Here is a 15252-nt window from a genome sequence, read left to right on the forward strand (position 1 = left end):
TGCGGCCAGCCGATAAAAAACCGCCAGTGCGTGAGCCTGGCGGTTTTTTTATCGTCGTCAGGCCAGTTCGGGATGGTGCTTTCCGATCCAGGCGCGCACATGCGCGAGCAGTGCCTTCGCATGCGCCTGCGCGTTCTCGACCGCGCCGGGGCCGACGGGACTGCCTTCATAGTCGTCGCAATTGCGCAACTGGCGCAGGTCGTCGAGCTCGACCACGGTCGCCTTGTCGAGCCCGATGGCGGTCGGCAGGGACTGGATCGCGGTCTGGTGATGGCCGGGCTTGCTGGCCGCGGTGCGGTAGCCATTCGCCAGCAGGCTCACGATCGCGCACTGCATCACGCATTTGTAGGCTGCATCGAAACGGTTTTCGTCGCTGATGCCGGTGACTCCGGCATCGGCCAGATTGCGCTCGGCGGCGGCCAGCAGGCGCCGGATATCGTCGCGCCGCGGTTCAGCCTTGTCGAGGCTGCCGATTTCCAACAGGTTCTCTAAACTCATCGTCCATCCCATCAGTAACAGTCAGACTCGACTGTAAGGCAAAAATGCACCAGCTCGCACGCAATCGTGTCGTGTCACGAAGGAAAGGAATGGTATAGTTGGTCATTTAACAGAATGGCCTTGTCATGTGACAGAAGAGGCCTTCCACCGTCCAAGACCCTAAAGGAAAAAAAAGATGACCACTCAGGACTACGCCACCCGTATCAGCCAGATCATCCAGGAGCACGAAGCCGATATCGGCGCCGAATGGATGGCCCAGCTGGAAGCGCTGACGGTCCGCTCGAACGTGGTCTCCAAGGAGCAGTTGCGCAAGCATTGCCAGCAGTTCCTGACGGCGCTCAGCAACGCCACCCGTGGCGGCGAACTGCAGAACATCGAGCACCGCTCCTGGGACGAAGTGCGCGACCTGCTGGCCGAGATCTCCTCGTCGCGCGCCAAGGGCGGTTCGACCCCGAGCGAGACCGCGACCTTCGTGTTCTCGCTCAAGCAGCCGATTTTTTCGCGCCTGAACGCGGGCTTTGCCGGCGAGCCGGCGGTGCTGGCCAACGCCTCCTGGGTGGTCAGCACCCTGCTCGACAAGCTGGGCCTGTACACCATCGAGGTGTTCCAGCGCGCCCGCGACCAGATCATCGTGCGCCAGCAGCAGGAACTGCTGGAACTGTCGACCCCGGTCGTCAAGCTGTGGAACGGCATCCTGGCGCTGCCGCTGATCGGCACCCTCGATTCGGCGCGCACCCAGGTCGTGATGGAAAACATCCTGCAGAAGATCGTCGACACCGGCGCGGCCATCGCGATCATCGACATCACCGGCGTGCCGACCGTCGACACCCTGGTGGCCCAGCACCTGATGAAGACCATCGCCGCCGCCCGCCTGATGGGCGCGGACTGCATCATCAGCGGCATCCGCCCGCAGATCGCCCAGACCATCGTCCACCTCGGCGTGAACCTGGAAGACGTGACGACCAAGGCCAGCCTGGCCGATGCCTTCGTCGTGGCGCTCGAGCGCACCGGCACCTCGATCGTGAAGAAAGCCTGAGACCCGCATGGAACGTATCCCGATTCTCCGCATGGGCGACCTGTTGCTGGTGACGATCCAGGTCGACATGCATGACCGCCTGGCGATGACGCTGCAGGACGACCTGACCGAGCGCATCGTGCGCGACAATGCCAAGGGCGTGCTGATCGACATCTCGGCGCTGGACCTGGTCGATTCCTTCATCGGGCGTATGATCAGCAACACCGCCGCGATGGCGCGCGTGCTGGACGCCCAGACCGTGGTGGTCGGCATGCAGCCGGCGGTCGCGATCACGCTGGTCGAGCTGGGCCTGACCCTGCACGGCGTGAAGACGGCACTCAACGTGGAAAAGGGCATGGCCCTGTTAGGAAAGACGCACTTTTGATGAGCGCAGCTCTCCATCACGCAGTGGCTTTCGCCAGCGCGCTCCTCGAGCGCAACAGCCGCCTGCGTACCGCGCGCATGACCCTGCCCCTGCGTTCCGACGAGGACGTGGTCGGGCTGCGCAAGCATGTGCGCGAGCGCGCGGTCGCGATCGCCCTGTCGCTGGTCGACCAGACCAAGCTGGTGACGGCGGCCAGCGAACTGGCCCGCAACACGATCAAGTACGGCGGCGGCGGAGAAGTCCATCTCGACGCGCTGGAAGACGGCTTCAGGCGCGGCGTCGGCCTGATCTTCGTGGATAACGGGCCGGGCATCCCCGATCTCGACCAGGCGCTGCGCGACGGTTTCACCACCGGCGGCGGGCTGGGCCTTGGGCTGGGCGGTTCGAAGCGCCTGGTCGACGAGTTCGACATCGATTCCCGTCCGGGAGAGGGCACGGCAGTGTCTGTCGTCAAATGGAAACGCTGATCAGTTCGCTGTTACCGCAGCTCGTGTTCCCGGTCGTCCACGCCAGCGATATCGCCGCCGCCCGCCGCGCCGGCCAGAAGCTGGCCGACGAGCTCGGGTTCGACGATGTCCAGGCGGGCCGGCTGGCGATCGTGGTCACGGAGGCCGGCACCAACATCCTCAAGCACGCCGGGGAGGGCACCCTGTACATCATGCGCGCGCAATCCGCCGCGAGCATGGCCGGCATCGACGTGCTGGCGATCGACGACGGCCCCGGCATCGCCGACCTCGCGACCAGCATCCAGGACGGCGTCTCCACCGTCGGCACCGCCGGCACCGGCCTGGGCGCGCTGCAGCGCCAGTCCGACGAGTTCGACGTCTGGTCTCGCCCTGGCCGTGGCGCGGCCTTCTTCATGCGCCTGTGGCGCGGCAGCCCGCCGCCCGAGGCGTGCGGGGTCGAGATCGGCGCGCTGTGCGTGCCGATGGCCGGCGAAGACGCCTGCGGCGACGGCTGGGCCACGAGTTGCGACCTGGACGGCGCCACCCTGCTCGGGGTGGACGGCCTGGGGCACGGCCCGGAGGCCGCCAAGGCCGCGCGCGCGGCCATCGACGCCCTCGCGCGCCGCCCGTCCGCGGTGCCGGCCGAGGTGCTGCATACGGCGCACGAGGCGCTGCGCATCACGCGCGGCGCCGCGCTGTCGGTGGCGCGCATCAGCTATGGCGGCGACGAGCTGCGCTTCGCCGGCATCGGCAACGTGAACGGCCTGGTGGTCGACGGCACGACGCGGCGCGCGCTGGTCTCGCACAACGGCATCGTCGGCGCCAACATGCGCAAGGTGCAGGAGTTCACGGCGGACTGCCCGCCGGGCGCGATCGTCATCCTGCATTCGGACGGCGTGCAGACCCAGTGGGACCTGAGCGACTACCCTGGCCTGCATGCGCGCGTGCCGCTGCTGGTGGCGGGCGTCCTGATACGCGATTTCATCCGCCGCCGCGACGACGCCATGGTGCTGGTCGGCCGGCGCCGGGGAGGACATGCATGAGCAACCAGCGTATTTTGAGTGTGAGCCTGTCCGGCGACCAGGACGTGGTGCTGGTGCGCCAGCGCGCGCGCCAGGTTTCGGCCCTGCTCGGGTTTTCGCAGCAGGACCAGGTGCGCATCGCCACCGCGGTGTCGGAAGTGGCGCGCGGCGCCTGCCAGCTGGGCTTCGGCGGGCGCGCCATGTTCCAGGTGAGCGAGCGGGGCGGCCGCCAGAGCCTGGAGATGACGATTTCGACCGGCAATGCGGCCGCCGGCGCCTCCCTGCCGGACGAGGCAGTGGTGCCGGCGCACCGCCTGATGGACGAGTGCACGCTCGGGGTGGACGCGCGCGGCGGGCCGACGGTCACGATGTGCAAGATGCTGCCGCCCCAGTCCTGGGTCGACGGCGCGCGCCTGGCCGAGCTGAGCGCCCAGCTGGCCAAGGACAGCCCGGTGGCGAACAGCTACCTGGAAGTGCACCAGCAGAACCAGGAGCTGGTGTCCACCCTGGCCGAGCTGCGCGAGCGCCAGGAAGACCTGCTCGAGCTGACCCGCGAGCTGGAAGACACCAACCGAGGCATCGTCGCGCTGTACGCGGAGATCGAGGACAAGGCCGAGCGCCTGCGCCGCGCCGACGAGATGAAGTCGCGCTTCCTGTCGAACACCAGCCACGAGCTGCGCACGCCGCTGTCGTCGATCCGGGCGCTGGCCAAGCTGCTGCTGGACCGCCTGGACGGCGACCTCACCGTCGAGCAGGAGCGCCAGGTGAAGTTCATCGAGAAGGCCGCCAACGACCTGTCGGAGCTGGTCAACGACCTGCTCGACCTGGCCAAGATCGAGGCCGGCAAGGTCGAGCTGCAGGCGGCGCCGGTGGTGGCCGAGAACCTGTTCCGGGCGCTCAAGGGCATGCTGCGCCCGCTGGTCGACGAGTCCAGGGTCGAGCTGGTGTTCGAGACGCCGGACTTCGACGAGCCGTTCGAGCAGGACGAGGGCAAGATTTCCCAGGTCCTGCGCAACTTCATCTCGAACGCGCTGAAATTCACCGAGCAGGGTTCGGTGCACGTGAAGGCGGACTGGAACCGCGAACTTGATACCATCACCTTCGAGGTGAGCGACACCGGGATCGGCATCAGCCCGGATAACCTGCAGCTGATCTTCGAGGAATTCAGCCAGATCGAGCATCCGCTCCAGCGCCGCAGCAAGGGTACCGGCCTGGGCCTGCCGTTGTGCCGCAAGCTGGCCGGGCTGCTGGGCGGCCGGGTCGAGGTCGAGAGCCAGCCCGGCGCCGGCTCGACCTTCAGGCTGGTCCTCCCGCGCAGCCTACCGCAAATTGATGGATAGACGATGACGAACTCCCCACTCATCCTGAATGTCGACGACAACGATGGCGCCCGCTACGCCAAGACCCGGATCCTGCAGAGCGCCGGGTTCGAGGTCATGGAAGCCACCAATGGCACCGATGCGCTGGCGGCCGTCAAGCACGGCGGAATCGCGCTGGTCCTGCTCGACGTGAAGCTCCCGGACATCAACGGCATCGAAGTCTGCCGCCGCATCAAGGCGGACCCGGACAGCGCGATGGTGCTGGTGCTGCAGACCTCGGCCGCGCTGACCGGGCGCGCCGACAAGATCCGCGGCCTGGAAGGCGGCGCCGACAACTACCTGGCGGCGCCGATCGAGGCCGACGAACTGGTCGCCAACGTCAACGCGCTGCTGCGCATGCGCCGCACCCAGAGCGCGCTGCGCGACAGCGAGGAACGCTTCCGCCAGCTGACCGAGAACATCGAGGACGTGTTCTGGATGTTCTCGGTGCCGGCCCGCACCCTCGAATACGTCAGCCCGGCCTATCCCGCGATCTGGGGCCGCAGCATCGAGTCGCTCGAGCGCGAGCCGGGCAGCTGGATGGATGCCGTGCACCCGGATGACCGCGCCTACGTCGAAGGCTTGTGGAGCGGGATGAAGGAACACCCGCATTACGAAGCCGAATTCCGCATCGTCTCGAAGGACGGCCCGACGCGCTGGGTGCGCGACCGCCTGTTCCCGGTGCGCGACGGGCGCGACGAGGTGTACCGGGTGGCGCGCGTGACCAGCGACATCACCCGGCGCAAGGAGATGGAAAGCCTTCTGCGCGCGGCCGACAGCAACAAGAACGAATTCCTGGCGACGCTGGCGCACGAGCTGCGCAATCCGCTGTCGCCGATCCGCAATGCCGCCGCGCTGCTTGGTTCCGCCGGCCCCGGCGCCCCCGAGCGCCAGGCCAAGGCGCGCGAAGTCATCACGCGCCAGGTCGATCACCTGGCCCACCTGGTCGACGACCTGCTGGACGTGGCGCGCATCTCGGAAGGCAAGATCGCGTTGCGCAAGGAAGAGGTCGAAATGAAGGGCGTGATCGCGCAGGCGATCGAGACCGCCGGCCCGCTGATCGCGGCGCGCGAACACCGCCTGGACGTGGTCCAGCCGGAGCGCCAGATCTGGGTGCTGGGCGATCCGGTGCGGCTGGCGCAGTCGATGGGCAACCTGCTGCACAACGCCGCCAAGTTCACGCCCAAGGGCGGCCAGATCAGGGTCGAGGTGCGGCTGGACGGCGACACCGTGCGCATCGCGGTGCAGGACAACGGCATCGGCATCGCCGAGGACAACCTGCCGCGCATCTTCGGCATGTTCGCGCAGGCCGCGGTGCCGCCGGACCGCGCGCCGGAAGGGCTGGGTATCGGCCTGTCGCTGGTGTCGCGCCTGCTCGAGATGCACGGCGGGCACCTGTCGGCGACCAGCCCCGGGATCGGCATGGGCAGCACCTTCACGGTCGAGCTGCCGGTGCTGCGCACGTCGGCGCCGGAGCAGTCCGCGCCGGTCGCCGAACAGGGCGGGCAGGGCGGCCAGGGCGGCCGCCGCGTGCTGCTGGTCGACGACAACGTCGACGCCATGGAGATGATGGCCTTCCTGCTGGCCGAGATGGGCTACGACGCCACCACCACGGCCGACGCCACCCACATCATCGATCTCGCGCTGGAGCGCCGTCCGGACGTGATCGTGCTCGACATCGGACTGCCGAACGTCGACGGCTACGAGGTGGCGCGCATGCTCAAGCAGCATCCGGAGCTGAAGTCGATCCGGCTGGTGGCGCACACCGGCTACGGCTCGCCGGAAGACCGCCGCAAGGCGCAGGAGGCGGGCTTCGATGCCCACCTGGTCAAGCCGGCCGAGCTGGCCGACCTCGAGAAAGCGCTTCAAGGCTGAACATGCCACGCGCGCGTTACGTTCGTCATCGCACCGAATCGTGATCGCAATCGTCCTAATCTGGCGGCACCCAACCACCAGACGGAGGCGATCATGCCCAAGGGAGCCAGCCCGAAACGCGAGCGCGAGTACAAGAAGCTCGAGACCGAGTTCAAGAAGGAACACCGCTATCCCGGCCGCGAGGAAGAGGTAGCGTCGCGCATCGTCAACAAGCAGCGCGCCGAGCACGGCGAGACCAAGCAGTCGTCCAGCGGCGGCAGCAAGCAGTCGGCCAAGAAATAAACGGATCCATGAAAAAAGCCTCCCGGGCTCGCACCCGGGAGGCTTCGGTTCGCCTTCGCGTGATTACTTGTCGGTGACGGTGAAGTCGCCGAAGGCCTTCAGCTGCTCGCCGACGGCCTGGCTGGCGCCGACCACGACGATCGACTGGTTTTCGGGCGCGAAGTACTTCTTCGACACGTCGCGCACCTGTTCCGGCGTGACCTTCTCGATCAGCGGCACATATTGCGACAGGAACTCGGCCGGCAGGCCGACCAGCCAGTTGTTCGCCAGGGTCGCGGCCACGGCGCGCTGCATCTGGTTGCTCAGCAGGTAGCCGCCGGCCACGTAGCGCTTGTGCATCCGCATTTCTTCCGGCGAGACCAGTTCGCTGCCGATGCGCTTGTACTCGTTGAAGTACTCGGTCAGGGCCGCACCCGTCACTTCGTTGCGCACGTCGGCGCCGCCGACGATGCTGCCGCCTTCGCGCATCATGCGCGCGCCGGCCGAGGCGCCGTAGGTATAGCCCTTTTCCTCGCGCAGCTTGATGTTGACGCGGCTCGAGAAGCCGCCGCCCAGCACCGTGCTGGCCAGGCGCAGCGGCACCTGGTCGGCGGCGGTGGCGGCGATGCCGGAGCCGCCCAGGCGGATGGTCGACTGCACGCTGCCCGGACGCTCGAGCAGTATGTGGACCGGCTTGGCGGCGGCCGGCGCGGACTTGGCCACGGCGGGCGCCTTGCCTTCGGCCTTCCAGTCGCCGAAGGCTTGCTGGGCCAGTTTCAGCGCCTCGCCTTCCTTGATGCGGCCGGTGATCACCAGCAGCGCCTGGTCGGGACGGAAGCGCTTGGCGTGCTCGGCGCGCAGCAGCGCCTCGTCGACGGAGTTGATGCCTTCCACGGTCGGGTCGGTGTGGCCGTAGGGGTGCTCGCCGAACAGGGCGCGGTTCAGCGCGCGGTCGGCGCGGAAGCGCGGCTGGGTCTCGGCCACGCGCAGGGCCTGCAGCGCATTGGCCTTGGCCAGCGCCACTTCCTTGGCCGGGAAGGACGGCGTGCGCGCCACTTCGGCCAGCAGCTGCATCATCTGGCCGGCTTTCGAGGCCAGGGCGTTGGCGCTGACGGTGATGCCGTCGGCGCTGGCGGAGCCGCCCACCGAGCCGCCCAGGCCCTGGGCCAGTTCGGCGATGGCGCGCGAATCGTGCTTGGCGGTGCCTTCGTTCAGCAGGCCGGCCATCATGTTGGCAAAGGCCGGGTGGGCGGCGTCGTCGGCGATGTAGCCGGCGCCGCGCACGGCCAGCACCATGTCCACGCGCGGCACGCCGTTGCGCGGCACCACCCAGACCTGCAGGCCGTTGGCCAGGGTCTTCTTGGCGATGTGCGGGGACGGCAGCGGCTTGTCCTTGGCGTAGGCGGGCATGCCGGACGGGGCGGCCGGGGCGGCAGCTTCGGCCGCGAAGGCCGAACCGGCGAACGCCATCGAGATGGCGGAAATGAGCATCAGTTTTTTCATCGTGCTCTCCTTAATTTTTTACGCCGGCGGCGGCCGGCGCGGTTTTTTGTTCGGCCGGGGCCGGGGTGGTGACCGCCGTATTTGCCGGCTGCGGTGCTGCCGGCGGGGCGGGTTTCGCCACCGGCTTGCGGTCGATCACGGTGCGGTTGGCCGGGACCAGGTAGGTCGCGGCGACGCGCTGCAGGTCGGCGGAGGTCACGCCCTCGATCCAGCCCGGCACCTTGTTGACCACGTTGGCGTCGCCCCACAGGGTCTGCAGCTTGGCCAGGGTGTCGGCGCGGTTCAGGAAGTTCTCCAGGCGGTTGTTCCAGTCGGCCAGCATGCGGGTCTTGACGCGCTTCAGCGTGGCGTCGTCGACGCCGTTCCTGGCGACCTTGGCGATTTCCTCGTCCATCGCGGCCAGCATGGCGTCGGCGCTGCTGTTCGGCTTGTACAGGCCGAACACGGTGAACAGGGTCGGGCCATCGTATTCGAACGGTCCGGTCAGGCCGAAGCCGCCCTGGATGTTGAGGGCGATCTCGCGGCCCTTGACCATGCCCTGGTAGAACATCGAGGCGTCGTCGCCGGCCAGCAGTTCGGACAGCACGGCCATCGGGGCCTGGTCGCGGCTAGCCCGCGCCGGCACTTTCCAGCCGGCGGCGACGGCCGGCACCTGGGCCAGGGCATCGCTCTGCTCGATGCGTTTTTCCTGGGTGTTCAGGCCTTCGCTGAAGTCGGTGCTCTTCGGCGTCGGGCGCTTCGCGATGCCGCCGAAGTATTTCTGCGCCAGCGCGAAGCCCTGCGCCGGGGTCACGTCGCCGGCGATCGCCAGCACCGCGTTGTTCGGGCCGTAGTAGTCGCGGTGGAAGCCGCGCACGTCGTCCAGGCTGGCGCCTTCGAGGTCTTCGAAGCTGCCGTAGCCGTCGTGGTTGTTCTCCCACTTCTGGAAGGCCAGCTGGCTGATGTCGATCCAGTAGAAGCCGCCGTAGGGCTGGTTCTTCACGTTCACGCGGATCTCTTCCTTCACCACGTCCTGCTGGTTCTTCAGCGTGGCCGGGTTGAAGTCGAGGGTCTTCATGCGGTCCGCCTCGAGCCACAGGATCGGCTCGATGCTGGAGACCGGCGCGGTCTCGATGTAGTTGGTGAAGTCCGGACGGGTCGAGCCGTTGTTGCGGCCGCCGCCACCGGTGATGGTGCGGTCGAACACGCCCTTCGGCGCGTTCGGCGTGCCCTGGAACATCAGGTGTTCGAACAGGTGGGCGAAGCCGGTGCGGTTGCGCGGCTCGAGCCGCATGCCGACATGGTAGACGACCGACACGCCGACGGTCGGCGAGCTGTGGTCTTCGGAGACGACGACCGTCAGGCCGTTGTCGAGCTTCTTGACGTTGACCGGCAGGGTCCACTGGTCGCTGTTCGCGGCGTACGCGGACATCGACAGCGATACTCCGGCCAGCAGGGCGGGTAATAGGCGCATGCGCATTGATAACCTCTGGTTTGGGCTGAACTCGAAACTGCGTCTTTCTGTCCGGATCGTATCCAGGCAGCGGTTTATCTTAACGTAATGCCATGCAAAAAAGTAACCTTTTGTTCAAGAGCAATATCAACCTGAGTGGCGGCGATGACAAATTCATACAATTTCCCGACCAGGCCTCCCGCATAATGGCCGGCCCGGATCTGCATGTCATTCCCGCCGTCGTGTCGCTCGGGGCGCGCTTTCTGCAGTTCGTCGCAATCCCATGGGCATGGACGAGTTGCACGGTTACCCTGAGGCTGTAGTGATGCCAACCTGGAAATTGTCGAGGTAGCACAATTGCAGGGAGCACGGTACGCTTGCACAACAGGAACATGGATTTCGGAGAATGGGATGAACAAGGTTTTCAAGCTCGGCATGGCGGCAGCGGCCTTCTCGGTGTGTTACGGGATCGCGCAGGCAGCGCCCGAGGTCGCCACCGAGACGCGCCCCATCGATGCGCGCGTGGTGCGCGTCAAGCTGGACGGCGCGGTCGACCTGCGGATCCGCCAGGGCAATACCGCCACGCTCACGCTGAGCGGCGATCCGCGCTGGCTGGCCAAGACCGTCACGGTGCAGAGCGGGGATACGCTGAACATCGACACCGACATCCACGGCCGCGTGCGCCTGGGCTCGCTGCACGCCGAGCTGACCCTGCCGGCGCTGCGCGAGGTGAGTTCCGAGAGCCTCGGCTCGACCGACGTCTCCGGCTTCTCCGGTGACGAGCTGGACCTGAGCCTGGACGGTGCCGGATCGATGCGCATCTCCTGCAATTACCGGCTGGTGTCGGCCAGCCTGGGCGGCATCGGCAGCATGCAGCTGCAGAGCCTGAGCGGCGAGGGCGTCGACCTGAACCTGCATGGCGCCGGCGTCGTGACCCTGAGCGGGCGCGCGAAATGGCTGAAGGCCGACCTCGGCGGGTTGGGCAGCCTGGACGCCAGGGAATTTACTGCCGACAGCGTGAACGTCGAGCTGTCGGGCCTAGGCAACGCCAGCGTCACGGCGCACCAGAATGCGAACCTGAACCTGTCCGGCATGGGTTCGGTGACGGTGTACGGCAAGCCGCTGAACCGCAAGGTGGCGGTCGACGGCCTGGGCAAGGTGAGCTGGAAATAAGACCCTACAGAACGACAACAAGAACAAGACCCGGAGGGCGAGGACCCACAGGGCATTCCGTTCCGAACGAGACAATGAGAAAACTAATCGTTGCCATTCTGCTGGCGCTGGGAGTGACCGGCAGTGCGATGGCAGGCTTCACGGAAGGCGCTACTGCCTACAACGCCCGCAACTATGCGCTGGCGCTGAAGGAGATCACGCCGCTTGCCAAGGCCGGCAACGCGGATGCGCAGCATTTGCTGGGCCTGATGTACTACATGGGCCGCGGCGTGCCGCGCGACTACAAGCAGGCCTTCGCCTGGCACTACAAGGCGGCGGTGCAGGGCAAGTCCGATGCCCAGTACGTGATCGGGGCGATGTACTACACCGGCAACGCGGTGCCCCAGGACCAGAAGCTGGCGGTGACCTGGTTCCGCAAGGCCGCCGAGCAGGGCCATCCGGATGCCCAGCACGCGCTCGGCCTGATGTACCGCTACCACGTCGCCGGCATGCCGCAGGACATGGTGATCGCCTACATGCTGTGGAACCTGGCGGCCGCCAACGGCCACCACAGCGCGACCGAGCAGCGTGCCCTCATCGCGCGCCAGATGACCCAGGAACAGATCGAGGAAGCGCAGGCGCTGTCGCGCAACTGGAAGCCCGGCACGCCCCTGCCGATCCAGTCGCGCACGGGGGCCGGCAGCCCTTGAGTTGCTTTTTGATGCAAAGACGGCGCCGACGCCCCACGAAGGCATAGTCCTACAAGTCTATGGCGTATCGATGGTGGGCGGGCGCGTCCACGATGGCTACCATGATTCTCTCTCAGCCAGTTTTGCAACGGGCTGGTGCATAACCCAACTATTATTGGAGGCAATCATGGCATCGAACAACCAAGGCGGCGGCAACAAGGGCAACAACCAGAGCGACACCAGCAACCGCGGTTTCGCCTCGATGGACCCGCAAAAGCAGCGCGAAATCGCGTCGGAAGGCGGCAAGGCAGCCCACGCTTCGGGCAATGCCCACGAGTTCACCTCGGAAGAGGCACGCCGTGCCGGCTCGATGAGCCACAAGAATGACGGCAGCCAGCAGAGCCAGGGTGGCGGCAGCCAGCAGAGCGGCGGCGGCAGCGGCGGCAGCGGCGGAACCCGCGGCGGCTCCTCGGAGCAGCATGCGAAGGCCGGCTCGCAGAGCCACAAGAACGACAACAAGAAGTAATTGTCGTCAGTAACACCACGTAACTTATCACCGCCGTCCCCGCGTTATAACCGTCGTCCCCGCGCAGGCGGGGATCCAAGTCTTGTGAGCTATCGAAACGCTTGCAAACTTGGGTCCCCGCCTTCGCGGGGACGACGTTTTCAGGCGCGGGAACGACGTTTCCAAGCGACCCGTTCAGCCTCCCGAATATCGCGTTGAGGATGCAAAAGAGCATTTACTTGCGTATTGATAGCGTTATCAGCAATTTTTGAGCGGGCGTTCGCTTGGTAAGGGGCTTGCCGGTGGCGTACAATTGCCACTTATTTAACAGGCATTCCCACTACCATGCGCGCTATCGAAATCACGCAGTTCGGCGGTCCCGAAGTCCTGCAGCCCTGCGAGCGGCCCGTGCCCGAACTGAAGGCCGGCGAAGTCCTGATCCGTGTGATCGCCGCCGGCGTCAACCGCCCGGACGTGTTCCAGCGGATCGGCCAGTATCCGGTGCCGCCGGGCGCTTCCGACTTGCCGGGCCTGGAAGTGGCCGGCGAGATCGTCGACGGCGACCTCGGTGACAGCGGTTTCAGCAAAGGCGACCTGGTGTGCGCGCTGGTGCAGGGCGGCGGCTATGCCGAGTACTGCGCGGCGCCGCTGGACCAGTGCCTGCCGGTGCCGAAGGGCCTGAGCCCGCTCGAAGCCGCCTCCCTGCCCGAGACCTTCTTTACCGTGTGGAGCAATGTGTTCCAGCGCGCCGCCCTCCAGCCGGGCGAGAGCCTGCTGGTGCAGGGCGGCAGCTCGGGCATCGGCGTCACCGCCATCCAGCTTGCGGCTGCCATGGGCCACCGCGTGTTCGCCACCGCCGGCAGCGAAGACAAATGCCGCGCCTGCGAGCAGCTGGGCGCCGAACGCGCCATCAACTACAAGACGGAAGATTTCTCGGAGATCGTCAAGCAACTGACGGGCGGGAAGGGCGTGGACGTGGTGCTCGACATGGTCGGCGGCGACTACCTCAAGCGCGAAATTTCCTGCCTGGCCGACGACGGCCGCCTGGTCCTGATCGCGCTGCTCGGCGGCGCCCGCACCGAGATCGACCTTGGCCAGGTGCTGCGCCGCCGCCTGACGGTGACCGGCTCGACCCTGCGCCCGCGCCCGGTGTCCTTCAAGGCGCAGATCGCGCGCGAACTGCGCGAACGCGTCTGGCCGCTGATCGAGGCCGGCAAGATCCGCCCCGTGATCCATCGCACCTTCCCGCTCGACGAGGCGGCGCAGGCCCATGCGCTGATGGAGAGCAGCGCCCACGTCGGCAAGATCATGCTCGAGGTGGCCGCCAGCTAGGCCCACCCGGCGACAGAATACCCACAAATTGGAAGCAACCATGAAAACCATGCAATTGGTCAACCTTCGTTTGACCGTCCTTTCAACGACCGCTAAAATAGCGGGTTATTTGACCGTGAGGTTCTGATGCGGCCCAAGCTCATCGTAGGCAACTGGAAGATGAACGGCAGCCGTGCCGCCAACGCGGCCTTGCTGGATGGGATCGCCGCAGGGCTGGACGGCGCGAAGGCATCGGTCGCCGTGTGCGTGCCGGCGCCTTACCTGCAGCAGTGCGAAGATGCGTTGAAGGGCGGTCCGATCGCCTGGGGCGCGCAGGATGTGTCGGCGTACTCGGGCGGCGCCTATACCGGCGAAATCTGCGCGAAGATGCTGTCCGACTTCGCCTGCCGCTACGTGATCGTCGGCCACTCGGAGCGCCGCGCCTACCACGGCGAGAGCAGCGAGCTGGTGGCGAAGAAGGCGCAGGCGGCAATGAAGGAGGGCCTGACCCCGATCGTCTGCGTCGGCGAAACGCTGGAGCAGCGCGAAGCGGGGCAGACCTTCGATGTGGTCGGCGCCCAGCTCGGCGCTGTGCTGGAACTGCTGCCGGCCGATGCGGTCGGCAGGATCGTGGTCGCCTACGAACCCGTGTGGGCGATCGGCACCGGCAGGACCGCGACGCCGGAGATGGCGCAAGAAGTGCATGCGCAATTGCGCGCCCAGCTGCGGGCGCGCAATGGCGAGGCGGCGGATGGCGTGGCCATCCTGTACGGCGGCAGCATGAAGCCGGAGAATGCGCGTGAACTGCTGGCCCAGCCCGACATCGACGGCGGCCTGATCGGCGGGGCGGCGTTGAAGGCGCAGGATTTTCTGGCTATTATCCACGCCAGCTGAATCCCGCCCGAGTAAGAATTTGCAACGTAGTTAACCTTGGAATGGAATAATAATGAACGTGTTGTTCAATCTGATCGTTGTTCTGCAGGTCCTGTCCGCGCTGGCCATCATCGGCCTCGTGCTCGTCCAGCACGGTAAGGGCGCCGACATGGGTGCTGCCTTCGGCTCCGGCGCGTCCGGCAGCCTGTTCGGCGCCAGCGGCTCTTCGAACTTCCTGTCGAAGTCGACCGCCATCGCCGCAGCGATCTTCTTCGCCTCGACCCTGGCCCTGGCCTACTTCGGCACCAGCCGTCCGGCGGCCAGCGTCAGCGGTGGCGTGATGGAACGCGCACCGGCTCCGGTGACCGCTCCGGCGAACAATGCGGGCAATGCCGTTCCGAATACCGCGCCGGCCCCGGCCGCCACGGCTCCGGCGCCTGCTGCGACCCAGGATGTGCCGCAGGCGCCGGCGGCTGGCGTGCCGGCCGCTCCGGCCCCGGCTCCGTCCAAGTAAGGCAGGCTCCCGGTCCGCACGGCAAAAGCGGACCCCTCCATGCAGGCTTGCTTGGGGTGGTGTAGTATCGGTGGATTCTCTCCGCCAGCAAGCCCTGGCGGCTTCTCGACCCGCCAGGCTGTGAATACAGCGAAAATAAAGTAGAGAAAATAAGTGTTTTTCCTTGTGCCAACGCAATTTGTGCATTGAAAAAAGGTACTAAGGCAGGGTAAAATACTGGTCTCCAGCCGACGTGGTGAAATTGGTAGACACGCTATCTTGAGGGGGTAGTGGCGCAAGCTGTGCGAGTTCGAGTCTCGCCGTCGGCACCAAGATACAGAAGCCAGCTAGGGCGAATGAGCTCCGCTCCTTGCCTTAGCTGGCTTTTTTACGAGGATCTTCAGGGGTCCAGGCGAGCCTGGAATCCTGATCGA

16 protein-coding genes and 1 tRNA gene are annotated in these 15252 nt (G+C 66.4%); 14 read left to right on the top strand and 3 right to left on the bottom strand.

The window, feature by feature from the left end:
• Positions 1-57: 57 nt before the first annotated feature.
• The gene (locus AC3A6M_RS03155) at positions 58-498 is read right to left on the bottom strand and encodes a DNA-binding protein (RefSeq protein ID WP_487851286.1); all 441 of its coding nucleotides are present in this window, start codon (positions 496-498) and stop codon (positions 58-60) included.
• Between the two features lie 175 nt (positions 499-673).
• Here AC3A6M_RS03155 and AC3A6M_RS03160 point away from each other — a divergent pair, with 175 nt between their 5' ends.
• The 7 genes from AC3A6M_RS03160 (at position 674) to AC3A6M_RS03190 (ending at position 6881) form a co-directional block, all read left to right on the top strand.
• A complete protein-coding gene (locus tag AC3A6M_RS03160) occupies positions 674-1534 on the top strand; it encodes an STAS domain-containing protein (RefSeq protein WP_487851287.1) in 861 nt (286 codons plus the stop codon).
• A 7-nt stretch (positions 1535-1541) separates the two neighbouring features.
• Positions 1542-1898, top strand: a complete 357-nt coding sequence (locus tag AC3A6M_RS03165) for an STAS domain-containing protein (RefSeq protein WP_379769646.1) — start codon at positions 1542-1544, stop codon at positions 1896-1898.
• Positions 1899-1975: 77 nt separating this feature from the next.
• Positions 1976-2365: an anti-sigma regulatory factor gene (locus AC3A6M_RS03170; protein WP_487851730.1), complete on the top strand. Its 390-nt coding sequence runs from the start codon at positions 1976-1978 to the stop codon at positions 2363-2365.
• Positions 2353-3387, top strand: coding sequence for a SpoIIE family protein phosphatase (locus AC3A6M_RS03175; RefSeq protein WP_487851288.1), 1035 nt, complete (start codon positions 2353-2355; stop codon positions 3385-3387). The genes AC3A6M_RS03170 and AC3A6M_RS03175 overlap by 13 nt, the downstream gene beginning before the upstream one ends.
• Positions 3384-4706 carry an ATP-binding protein gene (locus AC3A6M_RS03180; protein WP_487851289.1) on the top strand — a complete coding sequence of 441 codons (1323 nt, stop codon included), beginning with the start codon at positions 3384-3386 and terminating at the stop codon, positions 4704-4706. Before AC3A6M_RS03175 ends, AC3A6M_RS03180 begins: the two co-directional genes overlap by 4 nt.
• 3 nt (positions 4707-4709) lie before the next feature.
• The gene (locus tag AC3A6M_RS03185; protein WP_487851290.1) at positions 4710-6599 is read left to right on the top strand and encodes a hybrid sensor histidine kinase/response regulator; all 1890 of its coding nucleotides are present in this window, start codon (positions 4710-4712) and stop codon (positions 6597-6599) included.
• 93 nt (positions 6600-6692) lie between these two features.
• Positions 6693-6881 (top strand): hypothetical protein, encoded by a 189-nt coding sequence (locus AC3A6M_RS03190; RefSeq protein WP_075796307.1) that lies wholly within the window; start codon positions 6693-6695, stop codon positions 6879-6881.
• 63 nt (positions 6882-6944) lie between these two features.
• Here AC3A6M_RS03190 and AC3A6M_RS03195 read toward each other — a convergent pair whose 3' ends face one another.
• Positions 6945-8363, bottom strand: coding sequence for a M16 family metallopeptidase (locus AC3A6M_RS03195; RefSeq protein ID WP_487851291.1), 1419 nt, complete (start codon positions 8361-8363; stop codon positions 6945-6947).
• A 10-nt stretch (positions 8364-8373) separates the two neighbouring features.
• On the bottom strand, positions 8374-9816 hold the full coding sequence (locus AC3A6M_RS03200; RefSeq protein WP_487851292.1) for a M16 family metallopeptidase: 1443 nt from the start codon (positions 9814-9816) through the stop codon (positions 8374-8376).
• A gap of 390 nt (positions 9817-10206) precedes the next feature.
• Here AC3A6M_RS03200 and AC3A6M_RS03205 point away from each other — a divergent pair, with 390 nt between their 5' ends.
• The 7 genes from AC3A6M_RS03205 to AC3A6M_RS03235 all read left to right on the top strand — a co-directional run bounded on the left by AC3A6M_RS03205 (position 10207) and on the right by AC3A6M_RS03235 (position 15150).
• Positions 10207-10968, top strand: a complete 762-nt coding sequence (locus tag AC3A6M_RS03205) for a GIN domain-containing protein (RefSeq protein WP_487851293.1) — start codon at positions 10207-10209, stop codon at positions 10966-10968.
• Positions 10969-11042: 74 nt separating this feature from the next.
• Positions 11043-11657: a tetratricopeptide repeat protein gene (locus AC3A6M_RS03210; protein ID WP_487851294.1), complete on the top strand. Its 615-nt coding sequence runs from the start codon at positions 11043-11045 to the stop codon at positions 11655-11657.
• 166 nt (positions 11658-11823) lie between these two features.
• Positions 11824-12162: a KGG domain-containing protein gene (locus tag AC3A6M_RS03215; protein WP_487851295.1), complete on the top strand. Its 339-nt coding sequence runs from the start codon at positions 11824-11826 to the stop codon at positions 12160-12162.
• A gap of 324 nt (positions 12163-12486) precedes the next feature.
• Positions 12487-13473 (top strand): NAD(P)H-quinone oxidoreductase, encoded by a 987-nt coding sequence (locus AC3A6M_RS03220; protein WP_487851296.1) that lies wholly within the window; start codon positions 12487-12489, stop codon positions 13471-13473.
• Between the two features lie 126 nt (positions 13474-13599).
• On the top strand, positions 13600-14346 hold the full coding sequence (gene tpiA, locus AC3A6M_RS03225) for a triose-phosphate isomerase (RefSeq protein WP_487851297.1): 747 nt from the start codon (positions 13600-13602) through the stop codon (positions 14344-14346).
• Positions 14347-14398: 52 nt separating this feature from the next.
• Positions 14399-14839, top strand: a complete 441-nt coding sequence (gene secG / locus AC3A6M_RS03230) for a preprotein translocase subunit SecG (RefSeq protein WP_487851298.1) — start codon at positions 14399-14401, stop codon at positions 14837-14839.
• A 226-nt stretch (positions 14840-15065) separates the two neighbouring features.
• A tRNA-Leu gene (locus AC3A6M_RS03235) sits at positions 15066-15150 on the top strand.
• Positions 15151-15252 lie beyond the last annotated feature (102 nt).

This window comes from Telluria sp. Soil_C_11 (genome assembly GCF_057657395.1).

Excerpts from the sequence above, each read along its gene's own strand:
- AC3A6M_RS03155 (WP_487851286.1), bottom strand. The coding sequence starts at position 498 with ATGAGTTTAGAGAACCTGTTGGAAATCGGCAGCCTCGACAAGGCTGAA.
- AC3A6M_RS03215 (WP_487851295.1), top strand. The coding sequence starts at position 11,824 with ATGGCATCGAACAACCAAGGCGGCGGCAACAAGGGCAACAACCAGAGC.
- AC3A6M_RS03205 (WP_487851293.1), top strand. The coding sequence starts at position 10,207 with ATGAACAAGGTTTTCAAGCTCGGCATGGCGGCAGCGGCCTTCTCGGTG.
- AC3A6M_RS03185 (WP_487851290.1), top strand. The coding sequence starts at position 4,710 with ATGACGAACTCCCCACTCATCCTGAATGTCGACGACAACGATGGCGCC.
- AC3A6M_RS03200 (WP_487851292.1), bottom strand. The coding sequence starts at position 9,816 with ATGCGCCTATTACCCGCCCTGCTGGCCGGAGTATCGCTGTCGATGTCC.
- AC3A6M_RS03180 (WP_487851289.1), top strand. The coding sequence starts at position 3,384 with ATGAGCAACCAGCGTATTTTGAGTGTGAGCCTGTCCGGCGACCAGGAC.
- AC3A6M_RS03210 (WP_487851294.1), top strand. The coding sequence starts at position 11,043 with ATGAGAAAACTAATCGTTGCCATTCTGCTGGCGCTGGGAGTGACCGGC.
- AC3A6M_RS03170 (WP_487851730.1), top strand. The coding sequence starts at position 1,976 with ATGACCCTGCCCCTGCGTTCCGACGAGGACGTGGTCGGGCTGCGCAAG.
- AC3A6M_RS03160 (WP_487851287.1), top strand. The coding sequence starts at position 674 with ATGACCACTCAGGACTACGCCACCCGTATCAGCCAGATCATCCAGGAG.
- AC3A6M_RS03190 (WP_075796307.1), top strand. The coding sequence starts at position 6,693 with ATGCCCAAGGGAGCCAGCCCGAAACGCGAGCGCGAGTACAAGAAGCTC.
- secG (WP_487851298.1), top strand. The coding sequence starts at position 14,399 with ATGAACGTGTTGTTCAATCTGATCGTTGTTCTGCAGGTCCTGTCCGCG.
- tpiA (WP_487851297.1), top strand. The coding sequence starts at position 13,600 with ATGCGGCCCAAGCTCATCGTAGGCAACTGGAAGATGAACGGCAGCCGT.
- AC3A6M_RS03175 (WP_487851288.1), top strand. The coding sequence starts at position 2,353 with ATGGAAACGCTGATCAGTTCGCTGTTACCGCAGCTCGTGTTCCCGGTC.
- AC3A6M_RS03165 (WP_379769646.1), top strand. The coding sequence starts at position 1,542 with ATGGAACGTATCCCGATTCTCCGCATGGGCGACCTGTTGCTGGTGACG.
- AC3A6M_RS03220 (WP_487851296.1), top strand. The coding sequence starts at position 12,487 with ATGCGCGCTATCGAAATCACGCAGTTCGGCGGTCCCGAAGTCCTGCAG.
- AC3A6M_RS03195 (WP_487851291.1), bottom strand. The coding sequence starts at position 8,363 with ATGAAAAAACTGATGCTCATTTCCGCCATCTCGATGGCGTTCGCCGGT.